Below are 16,662 nucleotides of genomic sequence, written 5' to 3' on the forward strand. Positions count from 1 at the left end.
AAGTTGCCTTACGGCTCCTCGGGCCCGTCCTCGTCCAGTTCGAACCACACCGTCTTCCCCTCCGGCTCCGGGCGGAGGTTCCAGCGGTGGGCCAGGAGGTCGAGGAGGACGAGCCCGCGGCCGGAGGAGGAGAGTTCGCCGGGGGCGCGGCGGTTCGGGACCTCGTCGCTGCGGTCGGAGACCTCCACGCGCAGCCGGCGGTGGCCCTCGGCGCCGCTGATGTCGGCGCGCAGCACGGCGGCCTGCTCGGTATGGATCAGTACGTTGCCGAGGAGTTCGGAGACGAGGAGCAGGGCGGTGTCGACCTGTTCGGGGCGGGCCCAGTCGTGGAGCAGCCCCTGGAACTCGATGCGGGCGTCGGCGATGCCCTGGGCCTGGTCCTGTTCGAGGGTGAACCGCAGGTTGCGCCCCGTCCGGTCCGCGTGGTCGCCGAGGGAGTCGCGGCGCAGGAGCAGCAGGGCGATGTCGTCCTCGGTGAAGGAGGTGACGGGGCGGTCGCCCGGCTGCGTGGACTGCGGGGCGACGACCGCGTTCAGGAGCCGGTCGGCCATGCCGTCGATGTCGTCCGCGCCGCCCGGCGTCAGCGCGCCCCGGACCCGGAGCCAGCCGGAGTACATGTCGTGGCCGCCGGACTCGATCAGGCCGTCCGTGCACAGCATGAGGATCTCGTTCTCCCGCAGCGTGAGAAGACTGACCGGGTAGTCGTCCTCGCCGAGGTCGAGCCCCAGGGGCAGCCCGCCGCGCACGTGCTTGAGCAGGCAGGTGCCGTCCGGCAGCCGCAGGACCGGGTGCGGGTGCCCGGCGCGGGCGATGCGCAGCGTGCCCGTCGCGGGGTCGGCCTCCAGGTAGATGCAGGTGGCGAAGCGGCCCTCGCCGAGAGATGCCAGGAAGTGGGAGGCGCGCACGAGGACGGCGTCGGGGCCGTGGCCCTCGGCCGCATAGGCGTGGATGGCGGTGCGCAGCTGTGACATCAGTCCGGCGGCCTGCACATCGTGGCCCTGGACGTCGCCGATCACCAGGCCGAGGCGCCCGTTGGGCAGGGTGATGCTGTCGAACCAGTCGCCGCCGACCATGAGCCCGCCGCCGGTGGGTACGTAACGGGCGGTGACGGTGACCCCTTCGGGACCCGGGCCGATGCGGCCCATGCTGCTGCGCAGGCTCTGCGAGAGGGTGCGGTCCGCCTGGCCGTCGTAGGTCTGCTCGATGCACTGGCCAAGCAGCCGGGCGAGGGTCACCAGGAAGGTGCCGGTGCCGCCGGTCGTCTCCACCGGGGCGTCGAAGGCGGCCATCCACACGCCGGTGAGCTGGCCGTACGTGGTGAGCGGCAGGAACGCCCACGACTCGTACCGCGCCGGCTCCGCGTAGCCGCTGGCGGAGGGGAACCGGTCCCGGTAGTCCTGCGGCGAGGGCAGCACCACGGGCCGCCCGGTTCTGGCCACCTGGGCCGCGGGGTGGGCCGTGCGCAGCGGCAGCCGGAACGCGTCGGCCTCGCCGTCGCTCAGGCCGAACTGGCCGACGCAGTGCAGCACTTCACGGTCCGCCCGAAAGACCGCCTGCCCGCGCAGCGGGAAGGTGTCGTCGGCCAGCTGGGAGATCAGCGTGAGGGCCTCCCCCAGTGACGCGACGCGGGCCAGCGCGTGCCCGGTGACGACCAGGTCGGTGTCCCGGTGGCTCGTACCCGGGCGCCGCGGGGGCCGCTCCGAGCCCGCGCCCGGCCCTCCGGAGGCCGGTCCTGCCAACCGGTTGAGCACGTCGACCTGACGGACCTCGACGTCGTACGCCTCTGGTTCCTCGTGCCCCTCGGGCTCCTCTTCGGGGATTCCGCGCTCGCGCCCGCCACCCACCTGCGGCACTCCCCTCGGCTCGACGCACTCCGGTTTCACACCATCGTCCGACGATCGGCCGTACCGCGCCCGCTCGCGCACGCCATGCGGGCGACCGCGCCGGGCGCGCGACCGGCGCAGAGCCCTGCCGCGCGCCCGGACGTGACCGTGTCACCAGGAGGACTTGGTGACCCCCGGCAGGTGTCCCGCGTGTGCCTCCTCCCGCAGCCGCACCCGGGAGAGGCCGAACTTGCGCAGGTGCCCGCGCGGCCTGCCGTCCACGCTGTCGCGGTTGCGGACCCGCGTCGCACTGGCGTCGCGCGGCTGCCGGCGCAGTTCGGCCAGGGCCCCGTCGCGCTCGGCCTCCGGGGTGTCGGGGCGCCGGACGATCTCCTTCAGCGCCGCGCGCCGGACGGCGTACCGCTCGACGATCGCCTTCCGCTTCTCGTTCTTCGCGATCTTGCTCTTCTTCGCCATCAGACCTTCCCCCCTCGCGCGCGGATCCGCGCGACCGCGGCCTCGATGCCGATGACGTCGACGGTCTTGACTCCCCTGGCGCTCAGGGTGAGCCGCACGCTGCGGCCCTCGCTGGGCAGCCAGTAGCGCTTGCGCTGGATGTTCGGGTCGAAGCGGCGCGAGGTGCGCCGGTGCGAGTGGGAGATGCGATTACCGAAGCGCGGTGCGGCTCCGGTCAGTTGGCAGTGGGCGGACATGCGGTCCCTCTCCGTTCGTCCTGTGTCGTGCGTGACCATGGCCCCGTTATTGAACATGGAAACCATTGCCATATAGTAGCGGCATGGCACGCAACGAACTGCGCCCGATCGTCAAACTCCGCTCCACGGCAGGCACGGGCCACACCTACGTCACCCGCAAGAACCGCAGGAACAACCCGGACCGCCTGGTCCTGCGCAAGTACGACCCCGTGATCGGCCGGCACGTCGACCACCGCGAAGAACGCTGACCGCCGGCCCGCACAACCACCCGATCCACCTGAAGCACCCGAACCATCTGGAGTCCGCCATGAAGCCCGGCATCCACCCGGCCTACCGGCCCGTTGTCTTCCGCGACAAGGCCGCCGGATTCGCCTTCCTGACCCGATCCACCCTCACCACCGACCGCACCGTCGAGTGGGAGGACGGCCGGACCTACCCCGTGTACGACGTCGAGGTCTCCTCGGCGAGCCACCCCTTCTACACCGGCACCGCCCGCGTCATGGACACCGCGGGACGGGTCGAGCGCTTCGAGCGCCGCTTCGGCCGCCGAGGGGCCCGATGATGGGCGGCGACGACCGGCTGCCCGTCGTGATCGTCGGCGGCCTGCACAGCGAAGCGCGCCGGGAGGTGGTGCGGGGCCTGCTCGACGCGGTGCCGTCCAGCGTGGCCCTCCACCACGACCTCGGCACCGCCCCGTCGGGGACCGTGACCCGCACGATCCGGAACGCGTCCGGTGAACTCGGCCGCGGCGAGGCGCCGTTGGTCAACGACTGCGCCTGCTGCGCCCTGCGTGAGGACCTCGTGCCGGAGCTCGAACGCCTCGCGGGCGACGGGCTCACCCGCCTCGCCGTCGTGGAACTGTGGGACTCCGTCGAGCCACAGGCCATGGCGGATGTCGTCGCCGCGCACGGTGCGCCCGCGCTGCAGTTGACCGGTGTCGTCACGGCCGTCGACCCCGCGCTCGTCCTCCCTTATCTGGGCAACGGGGACGACCTCGCCGAGGCGGGACTCGCGGCGGCCGCGAGCGATCAGCGTACGGTCGCGGACACCTGGGCCCGGCAGCTGGAGTACGCCTCCGTCATCGCCGTCACCGAGAGTCCGGAGGCGGACGAGGAGGACCGGGCCCTGCTCACCCAGCTGCACCCGACGGGGCGGCAGGTGCCGTCCCGGTCGACCGAACTGGCCCGGCTCGTCCTCGCCGGGTTCGACGTCGAGGCGGCGCGCACCGCGCAGCACCCGGCCAGTGCCCGGCTGCCGCAGGAGGCGGACGAGGCCGGGGTCGGCACCCTCGTATGGCACCGGCACCGGCCGTTCCATCCGCAGCGTCTTTTCGACGCCCTGGAGGATCTGTGCTGCGCCGCGGCCCGCAGCCGGGGGCGGTTCTGGCTCGCCGACCGGCCCGACACCCTGCTGTCCTGGGACGCGGCGGGCGGCGCGCTCGGCGTCGACGACTGCGGGCCCTGGCTGCACTCACTGCCCGACGCCGCCTGGGAGTTGGTGCCACCCGAACGGCGCGCGGCGGCGGCCATGGACTGGCATCCGGAGCACGGCGACCGCTGCCAGCACCTCGTGTTCACCTCCCCCGCCCTCGACCGTGAGGGACTGACCGCGCTCCTCGACTCCTGCCTGCTCACCGACGACGAGTACCGCGCGGGTCCGGACGGCTGGAGCCGGCTCCCCGCCGCCTTCGACCCGCTCCTCGACCCCGCACGCTGACCCACCGGAAGGAAGCACCGACATGCCCCGCCCCCGCATCCCGCGCAAGCCCGCCAAGCCGCGTCCGAACCCCCTCGACGCGGCCGGCATCACCTACGTCGACTACAAGGACACCGACCTGCTGCGCCAGTTCATCTCCGACCGCGGCAAGATCCGCAGCCGCCGCGTCACCCGTCTCACGGTCCAACAGCAACGCCAGGTGAGCGCCGCCATCAAGAACGCCCGCGAGATGGCACTGCTGCCGTACGGGAACAGGTGAGCGGGGCGGCCGCGCCGGTCAGTCCTCCGGTGCGGCCAGCCAAGCCAGCGTGGCCGCGGTGAGCGCGCGGATCCCCGTGTCGAGCGTGGGCTGGAGGACCGGCGCGAAGTGCGGGCTGTGGTTCACCGGGATGTACGAGGTGAGCCGACCCGCCGCGGCCGCCTTCTCGTAGGCCGCGGGGTCCGTGCCGCCGATCCCCCAGTACGTGAAGGGGACGCCGAAGGCCTCGGGGATGCGGCTCATGTCCTCGCTGGCCGTCTGCCGCTCGATGGTGTGGGCCTGGTCGCCGAAGTGCTCGGTGAAGGCGGCGGCGACGGTGCCGGTCGGGGCCTCGTCGTTGACCGTGGGCGGAAAGGCGGCGAGCGTCTCGAACTCCGGGTCGCGGGTCGCGCCGGACGCGGCGGCCTCGGCCCGCACGATGCGCTCGACGGCGGCGCGGACGTCGGCCCGCGTCTCCTCGTCGTACGTACGGACGTTGAGCTGCAGCACGGCCCGGTCGGGGATGATGTTCGGTCCCGTGCCGGCCGTGATGCTGCCGACGGTGAGCACGGCGGGGGTCGCGGCCCCAAGCTCGCGCGAGACCACGGTCTGCAGCCGGACGACGGCCATGGCGGCCATCACCACCGGGTCGATGGCGTGCTGCGGCATGGAGCCGTGGGCGCCGCGCCCGTACAGCGTGACCTTCGTGCTGTCGGCAGCGGACAGGAAGGAACCCGGCTTGATACCGACGTAGCCCGCCGGGTACGGCAGGACGTGCTGGGCGAGGACGACGTCCGGCCGGGGCGAGCGGTCCACCAGGCCGTCCGCGACCATCGCGTCGGCGCCCACCCCGTCCTCCTCGGCGGGCTGGAAGAGCACCACCACGGTGCCGTGCCAGGCGTCGGGGGACCTCGCCATCAGCCGGGCGAAGCCCAGCATCGAGGCGACGTGCACGTCGTGGCCGCAGGCGTGCATCACGGGCACCGATGTGCCGTCGGCGTTCTGCGCGGTGGCGATCGAGGCGTAGGGAAGGCCCGTCGCCTCGGCCACGGGCAGGGCGTCCATGTCGGCGCGGAGCAGCACCGTGGGGCCCTCGCCGCCGCGCAGTACGCCGATCAGGCCGGTGCCGCCGATGCCCTCGGTGACCTCGTAGCCGTCGGCGCGCAACGCCTCGGCGGCCTTGGCGGCGGTGCGGTGCTCCCTCAGCCCCAGTTCGGGGTGGGTGTGGAGGTCCTTGTAGAGGTCCTCCACCCAGGGGCGGATCTCCTCAAGTCCCTTGAGGACGGTGTCGGTTGCGCGGCTCACGAAGGGGTCCCTTCACCTGGGGGCGTCCCTTCAGTACACCCCGGCCCCGGCACCGCCGCACGCTCACTCCTTGTAGTCCGGCGCGATCCGCTCCACGAGCCGCAGCAGCGCGCCCCAGGCCAGGTCGTACGCGATGTCGTCCTCGACGTCCGAGGACGCCTCGCCCTCGCCGGTGAGCTGCTGGGCGGTGTACTCGCAGACCTGCTCGGACGGGATGATCAGCTGTCCGCCCGCCTGCGCGGTGACCTGGATCTCGCAGGCCTTCTCCAGGTAGTACATGCGCAGGAACGCCTGCTTGGCGCTCTCGCCGACGGTCAGCAGGCCGTGGTTGCGCAGGATCAGCGCCGGGTGGGTGCCGAGGTCCTCGACGAGGCGCTCCTGCTCGGCGAAGTTGAGGGCGACGCCCTCGTAGTCGTGGTAGCCGACGCGGTTGTGGAACTCCATCGACATCTGGTTGACGGGGAGCAGCCCGCCCTGCTGCGCGGCGACGGCGCAGCCGGCCTTGGTGTGCGTGTGCAGCACGCAGTGGGCGTCGGGGCGGGCCTTGTGGATCGCGCTGTGGATCATGAAGCCGGCCGGGTTGACGGGGTGCGGGCTCGGCTCGACCGCGTTGCCGTCGAGGTCGATCTTGACGAGGTTCGAGGCGGTGATCTCCTCGAAGAGCAGGCCGTAGGGGTTGATCAGGAAGTGGTTGTCCGGGCCCGGGAGGCGCTGCGAGATGTGCGTGAAGATCAGGTCGGTCATGCGGAAGTGCGCGACGAGGCGGTAGACGGCGGCCAGTTCGCGGCGCAGGCGCAGCTCCTCCTGGGCGGCGTCGTCGGCCGTGACGGGGGCGGTGAGGGTGTCGGTCACGCGAGTGCTCCTTGCGTACGAGAGGCGTTACGAGAGGTGGGGTCGACGACGGGGGTGTGCGGGCGCCCTGTGGTCTGCCAGGCGATGACGTTGCGCGCGGGCTCGGTGACGTAGGCGCGCAGCGAGGCGTCGGAGAGGAAGGCGCTGTGCGGGGAGAGCAGGAGGCGCGGGTGGCTGCGCAAGCGGTCGTCCGGCGCGGGCGGTTCGACGGGGAAGACGTCGAGGGCGGCGCCCGCGAGGTGGCCACTGTCGAGGGCGGCGAGCAGGGCGCCAGGGTCGACGAGGTCGCCCCGGGAGACGTTGACGAGGACGCTGCCGGGGCGCATGCGGGCCAGCAGTTCTGCGTCGACCATGCCCCTGGTCTGCGGGGTCGAGGGGACGTGCAGCGACAGGACGTCGGCGCGCTCCACGAGCGTGTCCAGGTCGAGGCGCTCGACACCCTCGGGCCAGTTTGTGGCGCGTGGGTCGTGCGCGGCGACCGTGCCGAAGAGGGGCGCGGCGAGGCGGGCGAGGGTGCGGGCGATGCGGCCCATGCCGACCAGTCCGAGCGTCAACTCGCTGGCACGGCGCGGCACTTCGTGCAGTTCGGTGTTCCAGCCGCCGGAGCGGACCACGGCGTCGGCCTGCGGCAGGCGGCGGGTCAGCGCGAGCGCCTGGGCGAGGGCGTGCACGGCGACGTCCTCGGTCGCGGAGTGCGGCAGGTTCGCCAGCCACAGCCCGCGCCGCTCCACCTCCGCGACATCGATCATGTCGTAGCCCGCCGACATGGTGGCGATCATCCGCACCTTGGGCGTGCGGTCGAGCAGGTCCGCGTCCACGCGCGCGTACCCGACGATCAGCGCGTCGGCGTCGTGCGTGGCGGCGCCGATCGCCTCCGGGTCCCGGCTGCCGACGACCCGCACCTCCCAGCCGGCATCGACGAGGAGACGGACGCCAGGCTCGGGGTCCAGCTCCTCGGTGTCGGTGATCACGACGACGGGTCGCGGCACACCATCCTCCAGGGCACTCAGAAATGATTCGATCGACTTACGGGAACGAAACCTACGTTTCGACTGCCACAATTGTCCAGACCGAACGAGACGGTCGCCCATCCGGTGACCGACAATGATCGGGCGCCCGGCCGGTCCACGGCCGGGCCGCAACCGAACCGCCGAGGGGAACAGCACGTGGATCTCGACGAGACCGACCTGCGCATCGTGCGCGAGCTGCAGAGCGACGGCCGCCTCACGTACGAGACGCTGGCGCAGCGGGTGGGCCTGTCCCGGCCCGCGGCACGGATGCGCGTGCAGCGGCTCCAGGAGTCGGGCGCCGTACGCGTCGTGGCGATCGTGCACCCGGCGGTGCGCGACCTGTCGGCCTCCGCGCATCTGGCGATCGACACCGAAGGACCCGCGGGCCCGGCCGCCCGCGCGATCGCCGCGCTGCCCGAGGCGCCGTTCGTGACACTGACCAGCGGGCGGCGCGCCATCATGACGGAGCTGCGCACGGCGGGCTTCGGCGCGCTCGACCGGACCATCGAGCAGATCCGGGCGCTGCCAGGGGTGCGCGCGGTGGACGCGCTCGTCGCGACGCGCCACGTCAAGGACCCGTACCTCCTGACGCGGGAGCCGACCGTGAGCGCGCTCGACGCGATGGACGAGCGGATCCTCGCCGAACTCGAGGAGGACGGCCGCCTCGCGTTCGCCGAACTCGCCGCCCGCGTCGGCCTGTCGGCGGGCGCGACCCGCGCGCGCACCCTGCGCCTGCTGGAGGGCGGAGTCGCCAAGGTGGTGGCCCTGGTCCGCCCCGACGTGCTCGGCATGGGCTACCTGTGCGGGTTCAGCCTGCGGGTCGACGGCGCGGCGGCGGACGTCGCCGAAAAGGTCGCCCCCTTCGAACGCGTGACGTTCCTGTCGACATGTCTGGGCGGCGCCGAACTGGTCGGCACGATCACCGCGGAGTCGTTCGCGGCGGTGCGCGCCACGCTCGAGGAGATGCGCGAACTGTCCGCCGTGCGGGAGGTGGAGAGCTGGCTCCACCTCGAACTGATCAAGGAGCGCTACGACCTGGGGCCGCGCACGGACTGACCCTGGGGACGGGCCCGGCGGACGGGCCGCGCGGACCGATCACCGGTCCGCGCCGGGGTGCACAGTCGATACGTAACCCATCTGGCGATTCGACTTTACAAACATTCTTGGCCGGACCCTCTGGTCAACCAGTCGTTCGCTATCTATGGTTCAGCGAGCCGAATCGTCTGTCGGCACACCCCCGTACGTTCCCGGTCGAAAGCAGGCCTGCCATGCCCCGCTCCCCCGAGCACACGCTCCTCGTCACCGGCGCCGCCGTAGCCGCCGCCGGCACCACTGTCCGGGCCGAGGCCCTCGCCGTCCGCGGCGACCGCATCGTGCATGTCGGCACCGTCGAGGAGGCCCGCGCCGCGCTCGGCGGCCGGGTCGACGAGGAGCTGACGCTCGACGGCGGCCTCGTCCACCCCGGCTTCGTCGACGCCCACTGCCACCCGGTGATGTACGGGCAGGCGCTCGCCTGGGTCGACCTGCGCCCCGAGCGCGTGCCGGACATCGACACGCTCGTCGAGGTGCTGCGCGAGGCGGCCCGCGAGCTGCCCGCCGGCGTCCCGGTGCGCGGCTTCGGCTACGAGCACCGGCGCCTCGCCGAGGGCCGCCACCCCAGCTGCCACGACCTGGACCGCGTCGCCGACGACCGCGAGGTCTACGTCATGAACGCCTCCGGGCACGGCGGCGTCGTCAACTCCCATACGCTGCGCACCTGTCGGATCACCGCGGGCACCCCATCGCCCGAGGGCGGCAGCATCGGCCACTTCGAGAACGGGGAGCCCGACGGGCAGCTCTGGGACGCCGCCTGCGACCTGCTCACTGGACCGGCCGGCGTGAAGATCGGCAACCACGGCCCGAACTTCCACCTCTCCGAGCCCGAAGACATCATGGCCGACCATCTGCTGCGCGCCCAGGAGGTGTTCCTCGCCGCCGGTGTCACCACGATCGGCGACGCGCAGGTCTCGCGGCGCGAGATGGAGACGTACCTGCGGGCGCGGTCGGACGGTTCACTGCGCATGCGGGTGAGCGCCTATCTCACTTCGGCGTTGCTCGACACCGCTCTGGAGCTGGGCGCTGTGCGTGGCTTCGGTGACGACCTGTTCCGCATCCAGGGCGTCAAGTTCTACGCCGACGGCACGCTCGGCGGCTGGACCGCGTACTTCCCCGAGGGGTACGCCGCCGACTGCTGCCACCATGGGCAGCTGTACCACTCGGTCGAGGAGTACGCGGAGATCGTCCGCCGCGCCCACGCCGCCGGTCTGCAGACCGCCACGCACGCCCAGTCCCCGTACGCCATCGGCATGGTCCTCGACGCGATCGAGAAGGCGCAGGCCGACCGGCCGCGGGACGACATGCGTCACCGCGTGGAGCACTCGGGGCTTCCGACGGACGAGCAGATCGAGCGGATGGGCGCGCTCGGCGTCGTCCCCGTCATGCAGCCGCAGCACCATCTGCGCACCGGCGACGGCACGTTGACCGCGATCGGCGAGATGGGGCACCGCTATAACCCGGCGGGCCGCTGCGCCGGGGCCGATGTGCCGGTCGTGTTCTCCTCGGACGCGCCGGTCGCGCCGCCCGCGCCGCTGGAGGCGGTGTCCGCGGCGGCCACTCGGCGCACGGTCCTCGGCACCGTCCTCGGTGACGAGTCGCTGCGGCTGTCGGTCGCGGACGGTCTGCACGCGCACACCGCGGCCGCGGCGAGTGCGCTGCATCGTGAGCACGCGGTGGGCGCGCTCGCGCCGGGCATGCTCGCCGACTTCTGCGTCCTCGACGCCGATCCGCTGACCGTGGCCGCGGATGAACTGGCCGGGATCCGCGTGCGCGAGACGTGGATCGGCGGCAGCCGGGTGTGGTCGCTTCGCGGGTAGCCGGGGGGCCTGGCCGCCCCGTGGATGGCAGGGCCCCATCGCGCGCCACACCGTGGCTGGGGTTGCGCAGTTCCCCGCGCCCCTAAAAAGCACGTCACGTCCCCGACCGCACTCATTTGCCGGAGGTCCCCTTGACGGACCGCACCACGTCCCGTTCGCCGCAGAGTCCGTTCAGGACGGCGTTCGCCGCTCTGTCCGGTACCTCCATCGAGTGGTACGACTTCTACGCCTTCGCCACCGCCGCGGCGATCGTGTTCAACGACGTCTTCTTCCCCGCCGACATGCCGACGGCCCTGAAGACCATCTCGTCCTTCGCGACCTTCGCCGTCGGCTTCCTGCTGCGTCCGCTCGGCGGCATCGTCTTCGGACACATCGGTGACCGCGTCGGCCGCAAGAAGACGCTCGTCATCACGCTCCTGATGATGGGCATCGCCTCGTTCGCGATCGGCCTGCTGCCGACGTACGACCAGGTCGGCGTCCTCTCCCCCATCCTGCTGATCACGCTGCGCCTCATCCAGGGCATCGCGATCGGCGGCGAGTGGGGCGGCGCCGTACTCATCGCCGTCGAGAACGCACCCAAGGGTAAGGCCACCTTCTTCGGCTCGTTCGCCCAACTCGGCTCCTCCGTCGGCGCGTTGCTGTCGACCGGCATGTTCAGCCTCATGAATCTCTTCGGCGACTCCGCGTTCAACAGCTGGGGCTGGCGCGTGCCGTTCCTCGCCTCCGCGGTCCTCGTCGTCATCGGCCTGGTGGTGCGCACCAAGCTGGAGGACTCCCCGGTGATGGACGACATCCACGCCGCCGAGGCCGCGAAGGAGACGCCGAGCCGGCTGCCCGTCGCCGAGGTGCTGCACAAGGACTGGAAGACGGTCCTGACCGGGGTCTTCGCACTGGCCACCGCGACCGGCGGCTACTACGTGGTGACCAGCTATCTGCTCTCGTACGGCACCGAATCGCTGCACCTGTCGGAGTCGATGCTGCTCAACGGCCTCTCGCTGGCCGCGTTCCTGGAACTCGTCGTCACCCCGCTGCTCGCGCTGCTCGGTGACAAGGTGGGCGCGCACAAGGTCGTCGTCGCGGGCCTCGCCGGTGTCGTACTGCTGTCGATCCCGCAGTTCATGGTGCTCGGCGGCGGCAGCGTCGTACTGATCTATCTGATGATGCTGGCGATGCGCCTGGTGATGTCGGCGCTGTACGGGCCGATGGCCGCGATCCTCGCCGACGGCTTCGCCCCGCACGTGCGCTACACCGGCATCTCGCTCTCCTACCAGGTCTGCAACATGATCTTCGCAGGCTTCGCCCCGGTCACCGCGGTCTGGCTGTCGTCCCTGGCCGGCGGGGCGTACTGGCCACCCGCCGCCGCGCTGATGGTGGTCTCCGCGGTCGGCATCTGGTGCACGCTGCGGCTGCGGGTCCACTTCGAGCGCAGGGTCGCGGCCGAGTCCACGGCCGTGACCCAGGCGAAGGTCCCTGCCTAGTAGCGCTGTGCCTTCGCCACACTCGCCTTGAGATGCGGCTCGGGGGGCTTGGTGCTGATCGCCAGCGGCTGCGCCCTGTCCCCCGCCTTCAGGTCCTCGGCTCCGACGACCTTCGACTCGACCACCTTGCCGTCGGAGTCGCTGAAGTCGACCTGTACCGCGTACGAGGCGGTCTTTTCGGTGGTGTTGGTGATGTGGACGACGACGGCGCGCACGCCCTTCGTGTCCGCGAGGCGCTTGCCGGTCAGCTCGACGTCGCGCACCGCGTTGCCCTTGCCCTCGGCCTTGTCCAGCTGCTTGGTGAACTCCTGTCGCTTGCGCTCCAGGTTGGCCGAGACGGATGCCTCGAACGAACTGGCCCGTGCCGAGGCCGACTTGGCGGCCTCGGATGCGGAGGCCTTGATCGACTCCTTCTTCGAGGCCAGCGCCGAGGGCGGCGTACCGGAGAACCTCGACGCGTCCGGTGAGGTGGGTCGCGCGCTGGCGCTCGCGCCCGTGTCCTGCTCGCTTCCTGAGCCGCATGCCGCGAGCGCCAGCACACCCGCCAGCGCGCAGGCGATCGGCGCGACCGTCGTCCGCGCGCGCATCAGAACCTCAACACCGCTGCGACGCGCCCGGCGTCCGCGAGGGTGTCGTCGGGGACGAACACCACCTCCGCGCCGGTCTCCAGGGCGGACTCGACGACCTCGTCGACGATGTCGTGCACGGCGTCGAGATCATCCTCGGCGGCCGGTTCCAGGTGGCCGTCGCCGGCCCGCACGGTGATCCGGTAGTTCTCCTCGACGACGAGGCGGCGGATCCGGCCGTCCTGGGCCTCCTGCCACACCTCGTCCACGCCCGCCGCGTACTTCCGCTCGCCGCGCGCCTGCTCCAGTTGGTCGAGCGCCTCGGCGACGACCAGCCGTGCCGCTTCGTCCCGGGCCGGGGCCACCGCCTGCACGACCTCCTCCGGTGTGGCCTGCGCGAGCCCGCCGACCGAGACCTCGATCGCACCCTGCGCGGCGCTTCCGACCTCCGTCAAAAGGGTCAGTGCGGCCGACTCCCCGGTGACGTAGAGCGGCCTCGGCTCCTCGCCGAGCACATCGCTCAGCTCGGTGTCCGCGTCCCGGAAGAACTGGCGGGTCTGCTCGTCGCGGAACGTGCTGGGCACGTCGCCGACGCGCTCCTTGCGTTCGGCGTCCGGGTCCTCGAGGCTGCGGGTCAGCGGGAAGCCGTGCTCCGTGTTCTCGGTGACGCTGTCGCCGCGGCCGTCCCACAGCGTCACCCGGCCGGCGGCCAGCGCCAGCACCCAGTAGGGGCGCATCGCGGCGTCCGCGGCGACCAGGTTGCGGGTCAGGAAGGTGTCGGCGACCACGACCCGCTCGGGCACGCCGCGGTCGACGGCCCAGGCCTGGTGCTCGCCCGGCGCCGCGAAGACGATGAGGCCGTCGCGCACCTCGGCGGGGTCGACCTCCTGGACCGCGGCCCGCAGCTGCGCGAGGACGTCCTCCTGGCGCTCCTTGGTCACCGCCGGGTCCGCCGCCAGCTGGCGCTCCGCCTCGCTGACGAGGTTGCCGAGCCGGACCGGGTCCTGGTCGTTCTCCGGTCGTCGCCGGTGGGTGGGCATCGCCAGGGACACGGCGGGATAGGAGCGCGGCTCGCGCAGCTCCCGAAGGATCACCGGGGTCAATGAGGATTGCATGGATGCTTGTCCTTCTCCTGAGACGGCTCGCACCATGCTGCCCACAACTCGCACAAACGGCCATTTGGAATGAACGTCTTGTGACACCGGAACACCTCTAAAAGGTGCAGGCCTCAACATATTGGTAGAAAACTGTTCCCCGAGCGTCCCAGCTCCCCCGCACCACGACCGAAGGGGACGTGATGGAGCAGCAGGCCTCCACGGAGTCCGAGACCTCCCGACCGCCCGCGAAACTGGCCCTGTTCACCCTCACCACCATGGTCATCGGCTCCATGGTCGGCGCCGGGGTGTTCTCCCTCCCGGCGCGTTTCGCCGAGCAGACGGGGGTGGCGGGGGCGCTCATCTCCTGGGCGATCGCCGGTACCGGCATGCTCATGCTCGCCTTCGTCTTCCAGTCCCTCGCCATGCGCAGGCCCGACCTGGACGCGGGCGTCTACGCCTACGCCAAGGCGGGCTTCGGCGAGTACGTGGGCTTCTTCTCCGCCTTCGGCTACTGGGCCAGCTCGTGCGTGGGCAACGTGACGTACTGGGTGCTGATCATGTCGACGGTCGGCACGATCTGGTCCAGCCTCGGCGAGGGCGACACCGCGCTCGCGGTGATCCTCTCCTCCGTGGGCCTGTGGGCGTTCTTCCTGATGATCCGCCGCGGCGTGAAGGAGGCCGCGGCCATCAACAGGATCGTGACCGTGGCGAAGGTCGTGCCGATCATCGTCTTCGTGATCCTGGCGCTCGTCTTCTTCGACCCGAGCGTGTTCGCCGAGAACTGGGGCGGCGCCGACTACGCCGGCTCCCTGTTCAGCCAGGTCAAGGGCACGATGCTGGCCACCGTCTTCGTCTTCCTCGGCGTGGAGGGCGCCAGCGTCTACTCGCGGCACGCCAAGCGCCGCGAGGACGTCGGCAGGGCCACGATCCTCGGCTTCCTCAGCGTGTTCGCCATCTTCGCCTCCGTCGTGATCGTCAGCTACGGGATCATGCCGATGGGCGAGATCGCCGAGCTGCGCCAGCCGTCCATGGCGGGCGTCCTGGAGGAGGCGGTCGGCACCTGGGGCAAGGTCTTCATCAGCGTCGGGCTGATCGTGTCCGTGCTCGGCGCGTATCTGGCCTGGACGCTGATGGCCGCCGAGGTGCTGTTCGTCGCCGCGAAGGACGACGACATGCCTCGCTTCCTGCGGCGCGCCAACGCCGCGGACGTGCCGGTGCCCGCCCTGCTGATGACCACGATCCTGACCCAGGTCGTGCTCGTCGTCACCGCGTTCTCCGACGACGCGTTCAACTTCGCCCTCGACCTGACCAGCGCCCTCTCCCTGATCCCGTATCTGCTCGCGGCCGGCTTCGCTGCGAAGATCGGCATGCGCCCCGATCCGCTCACGGCGGGCGGCCACGCCTCGAACCGTGAGCTGACCATCGCGTGGGTGGCCGTGATCTACACGGCGTTCCTGCTGTACGCGGCGGGGCTGAAGTTCGTCCTCGTCTCGCTGATCTTCTACGCCCCGGCCACCATCCTCTTCGTGATGGCCCGCCGCGAGCAGGGCCGCCGCCTGTTCTCGCCGCGTGAGTTCGTCATCCTCGCCGTCTCCGTCATCGGCGCGGTGATCGGCATCGTCGCCCTGGCCGCAGGCTGGATCAGCCTGTGACCGTCCCGTCCCACCCCCGCCCCGGGAGGCTCCCCGTGACCGACCCCGACAGCTCCGCTCCCGCTCCGTACGGCGTCCACTCCGAGGTGGGCCGGCTGCGCAAGGTCCTCGTATGCGCGCCGGGGCTCGCGCACCGCAGGCTGACCCCGACCAACGCGGACGATCTGCTCTTCGACGACGTGATGTGGGTGGAGAACGCCCAGCGCGACCATGCCGACTTCGTCAACAAGCTGCGCGGGCGCGGCGTCGAGGTCGTCGAGCTGCACGAGCTGCTCGCGGAGACGATGGCGCTCCCGGGGGCGAAGTCCTGGCTCCTGGACCGGAAGATCGTCGCCAATCAGGTCGGGCTCGGCCTGATCGACGACACCCGGGCGTTCCTGGAGGATCTCGATGACCGGCAGCTCGCCGAGTACCTCATCGGCGGGCTCGCCACCACCGACCTGCCCGACGACTACCGCTCCCCGTACGTGTCCCTGGCCCGCGAATCCACCGGCGTACGCGAGTACTTGATGCCGCCGCTGCCCAACACCCTCTACACCCGCGACACCACGTGCTGGCTGTACGGCGGCCTCACCCTCAATCCGCTGTACTGGCCCGCGCGGCACGACGAGACGCTGCTGATGAAAGCGGTGTACCAGTTCCACCCGGACTTCGCGGGCTCCACCGTGTGGTGGGGCGATCCCGAACAGGACTGGGGGCAGGCGAGCTTCGAGGGCGGCGACATCATGCCCGTCGGCAAGGGCGTCGTCCTGATGGGCATGAGCGAGCGCACGTCGCGGCAGGCCATCACGCAGGTCGCGGCCTCCCTCTTCGAGCGCGGCGCCGCCGAGCGCGTCATCGTCGCCGGGATGCCGAAGCTGCGCTCCGCGATGCACCTGGACACCGTCTTCACGTTCGCCGACCGCGACATCGTCACGCTCTATCCGAAGATCATGGACGCGGTGCACACGTTCTCGCTGCGCCCCAGCGACAAGGCGCCGGGCCTGGAGATCACCGACGAGGGCTCTGCCGCGTTCACCGACGTCGTCGCGAAGGCCCTCGGCATCGGCGACCTCCAGGTGATCGAGACGGGCGGCGACGTCTACGCGTCCGAGCGCCAGCAGTGGGACAGCGGCAACAACGCGGTCGCCCTCGAACCCGGCGTGGTCTTCACCTACGACCGCAACACCCAGACGAACACGCTGCTGCGCAAGGCGGGCGTCGAGGTCATCACCATCGTCGGCGCCGAGCTCGGCCGGGGTCGCGGCGGCGGCCACTGCATGACCTGCCCCATCAGCAGGGACCCGCTCGACTACTGAGA

General features: G+C 71.4%; 17 protein-coding genes. 9 read left to right on the plus strand and 8 right to left on the minus strand.

What is annotated here, in order from left to right; genetic code table 11:
- Positions 1-8: 8 nt before the first annotated feature.
- The 3 genes from ACYSUO_RS00275 to rpmB all read right to left on the minus strand — a co-directional run bounded on the left by ACYSUO_RS00275 (position 9) and on the right by rpmB (position 2,536).
- On the minus strand, positions 9-1,844 hold the full coding sequence (locus ACYSUO_RS00275; protein ID WP_461773908.1) for a SpoIIE family protein phosphatase: 1,836 nt from the start codon (positions 1,842-1,844) through the stop codon (positions 9-11).
- Between the two features lie 150 nt (positions 1,845-1,994).
- The gene (gene rpsN, locus ACYSUO_RS00280) at positions 1,995-2,300 is read right to left on the minus strand and encodes a 30S ribosomal protein S14 (protein WP_461773909.1); all 306 of its coding nucleotides are present in this window, start codon (positions 2,298-2,300) and stop codon (positions 1,995-1,997) included.
- Positions 2,300-2,536, minus strand: coding sequence for a 50S ribosomal protein L28 (rpmB, locus tag ACYSUO_RS00285; protein ID WP_426896065.1), 237 nt, complete (start codon positions 2,534-2,536; stop codon positions 2,300-2,302). Before rpmB ends, rpsN begins: the two co-directional genes overlap by 1 nt.
- An 83-nt stretch (positions 2,537-2,619) precedes the next feature.
- Here rpmB and rpmG point away from each other — a divergent pair, with 83 nt between their 5' ends.
- From rpmG to rpsR, 4 genes are read left to right on the plus strand one after another with little or no spacing between them, the layout of a single operon-like run.
- Positions 2,620-2,784 (plus strand): 50S ribosomal protein L33, encoded by a 165-nt coding sequence (rpmG, locus tag ACYSUO_RS00290; RefSeq protein ID WP_266718001.1) that lies wholly within the window; start codon positions 2,620-2,622, stop codon positions 2,782-2,784.
- A gap of 59 nt (positions 2,785-2,843) precedes the next feature.
- Entirely contained in the window at positions 2,844-3,098 is a 255-nt protein-coding gene (locus tag ACYSUO_RS00295; RefSeq protein WP_399238602.1) for a type B 50S ribosomal protein L31, read from the plus strand.
- Entirely contained in the window at positions 3,098-4,252 is a 1,155-nt protein-coding gene (locus tag ACYSUO_RS00300; RefSeq protein ID WP_461773910.1) for a CobW family GTP-binding protein, read from the plus strand. The genes ACYSUO_RS00295 and ACYSUO_RS00300 overlap by 1 nt, the downstream gene beginning before the upstream one ends.
- 22 nt (positions 4,253-4,274) lie before the next feature.
- The gene (gene rpsR, locus ACYSUO_RS00305) at positions 4,275-4,511 is read left to right on the plus strand and encodes a 30S ribosomal protein S18 (RefSeq protein WP_461773911.1); all 237 of its coding nucleotides are present in this window, start codon (positions 4,275-4,277) and stop codon (positions 4,509-4,511) included.
- An 18-nt stretch (positions 4,512-4,529) separates the two neighbouring features.
- Here rpsR and ACYSUO_RS00310 read toward each other — a convergent pair whose 3' ends face one another.
- From ACYSUO_RS00310 to ACYSUO_RS00320, 3 genes are all read right to left on the minus strand, one after another.
- Positions 4,530-5,795, minus strand: a complete 1,266-nt coding sequence (locus ACYSUO_RS00310; RefSeq protein ID WP_461773912.1) for an amidohydrolase — start codon at positions 5,793-5,795, stop codon at positions 4,530-4,532.
- 63 nt (positions 5,796-5,858) lie between these two features.
- Positions 5,859-6,647, minus strand: a complete 789-nt coding sequence (locus ACYSUO_RS00315) for a class II aldolase/adducin family protein (RefSeq protein ID WP_461773913.1) — start codon at positions 6,645-6,647, stop codon at positions 5,859-5,861.
- Positions 6,644-7,636 (minus strand): C-terminal binding protein, encoded by a 993-nt coding sequence (locus ACYSUO_RS00320; protein ID WP_461773914.1) that lies wholly within the window; start codon positions 7,634-7,636, stop codon positions 6,644-6,646. Before ACYSUO_RS00320 ends, ACYSUO_RS00315 begins: the two co-directional genes overlap by 4 nt.
- Positions 7,637-7,813: 177 nt before the next feature.
- Here ACYSUO_RS00320 and ACYSUO_RS00325 point away from each other — a divergent pair, with 177 nt between their 5' ends.
- The 3 genes from ACYSUO_RS00325 (at position 7,814) to ACYSUO_RS00335 (ending at position 12,047) form a co-directional block, all read left to right on the plus strand.
- A complete protein-coding gene (locus ACYSUO_RS00325; protein ID WP_461773915.1) occupies positions 7,814-8,713 on the plus strand; it encodes an Lrp/AsnC family transcriptional regulator in 900 nt (299 codons plus the stop codon).
- A 212-nt stretch (positions 8,714-8,925) separates the two neighbouring features.
- The gene (locus tag ACYSUO_RS00330) at positions 8,926-10,569 is read left to right on the plus strand and encodes an amidohydrolase (protein WP_461773916.1); all 1,644 of its coding nucleotides are present in this window, start codon (positions 8,926-8,928) and stop codon (positions 10,567-10,569) included.
- Between the two features lie 131 nt (positions 10,570-10,700).
- Positions 10,701-12,047: an MFS transporter gene (locus tag ACYSUO_RS00335; RefSeq protein ID WP_461773917.1), complete on the plus strand. Its 1,347-nt coding sequence runs from the start codon at positions 10,701-10,703 to the stop codon at positions 12,045-12,047.
- Here the strand turns inward: ACYSUO_RS00335 and ACYSUO_RS00340 are convergent.
- On the minus strand, positions 12,044-12,634 hold the full coding sequence (locus tag ACYSUO_RS00340) for a hypothetical protein (protein WP_461773918.1): 591 nt from the start codon (positions 12,632-12,634) through the stop codon (positions 12,044-12,046). The two genes, ACYSUO_RS00335 and ACYSUO_RS00340, sit on opposite strands and share 4 nt — an antisense overlap.
- Entirely contained in the window at positions 12,634-13,728 is a 1,095-nt protein-coding gene (locus tag ACYSUO_RS00345; protein ID WP_461773919.1) for a baeRF3 domain-containing protein, read from the minus strand. Before ACYSUO_RS00345 ends, ACYSUO_RS00340 begins: the two co-directional genes overlap by 1 nt.
- A gap of 182 nt (positions 13,729-13,910) precedes the next feature.
- On the opposite strand from ACYSUO_RS00345, the gene ACYSUO_RS00350 reads away from it, so the two are divergent.
- Together ACYSUO_RS00350 and ACYSUO_RS00355 are read left to right on the plus strand one after the other, a co-directional pair.
- Entirely contained in the window at positions 13,911-15,362 is a 1,452-nt protein-coding gene (locus ACYSUO_RS00350) for a basic amino acid/polyamine antiporter (RefSeq protein WP_461773920.1), read from the plus strand.
- A 35-nt stretch (positions 15,363-15,397) separates the two neighbouring features.
- Entirely contained in the window at positions 15,398-16,660 is a 1,263-nt protein-coding gene (locus ACYSUO_RS00355; protein ID WP_461773921.1) for an arginine deiminase, read from the plus strand.
- Positions 16,661-16,662 lie beyond the last annotated feature (2 nt).

The organism is Streptomyces sp. UC4497, from assembly GCF_054871485.1.

What these genes read in the sequence shown, in the direction of transcription:
- rpsN (WP_461773909.1), bottom strand. Translation starts at nt 2,300, where the DNA reads ATGGCGAAGAAGAGCAAGATCGCGAAGAACGAGAAGCGGAAGGCGATC.
- rpmB (WP_426896065.1), bottom strand. Translation starts at nt 2,536, where the DNA reads ATGTCCGCCCACTGCCAACTGACCGGAGCCGCACCGCGCTTCGGTAAT.
- rpmG (WP_266718001.1), top strand. Translation starts at nt 2,620, where the DNA reads ATGGCACGCAACGAACTGCGCCCGATCGTCAAACTCCGCTCCACGGCA.
- ACYSUO_RS00295 (WP_399238602.1), top strand. Translation starts at nt 2,844, where the DNA reads ATGAAGCCCGGCATCCACCCGGCCTACCGGCCCGTTGTCTTCCGCGAC.
- ACYSUO_RS00300 (WP_461773910.1), top strand. Translation starts at nt 3,098, where the DNA reads ATGGGCGGCGACGACCGGCTGCCCGTCGTGATCGTCGGCGGCCTGCAC.
- rpsR (WP_461773911.1), top strand. Translation starts at nt 4,275, where the DNA reads ATGCCCCGCCCCCGCATCCCGCGCAAGCCCGCCAAGCCGCGTCCGAAC.
- ACYSUO_RS00330 (WP_461773916.1), top strand. Translation starts at nt 8,926, where the DNA reads ATGCCCCGCTCCCCCGAGCACACGCTCCTCGTCACCGGCGCCGCCGTA.
- ACYSUO_RS00340 (WP_461773918.1), bottom strand. Translation starts at nt 12,634, where the DNA reads ATGCGCGCGCGGACGACGGTCGCGCCGATCGCCTGCGCGCTGGCGGGT.
- ACYSUO_RS00345 (WP_461773919.1), bottom strand. Translation starts at nt 13,728, where the DNA reads ATGCAATCCTCATTGACCCCGGTGATCCTTCGGGAGCTGCGCGAGCCG.
- ACYSUO_RS00350 (WP_461773920.1), top strand. Translation starts at nt 13,911, where the DNA reads ATGGAGCAGCAGGCCTCCACGGAGTCCGAGACCTCCCGACCGCCCGCG.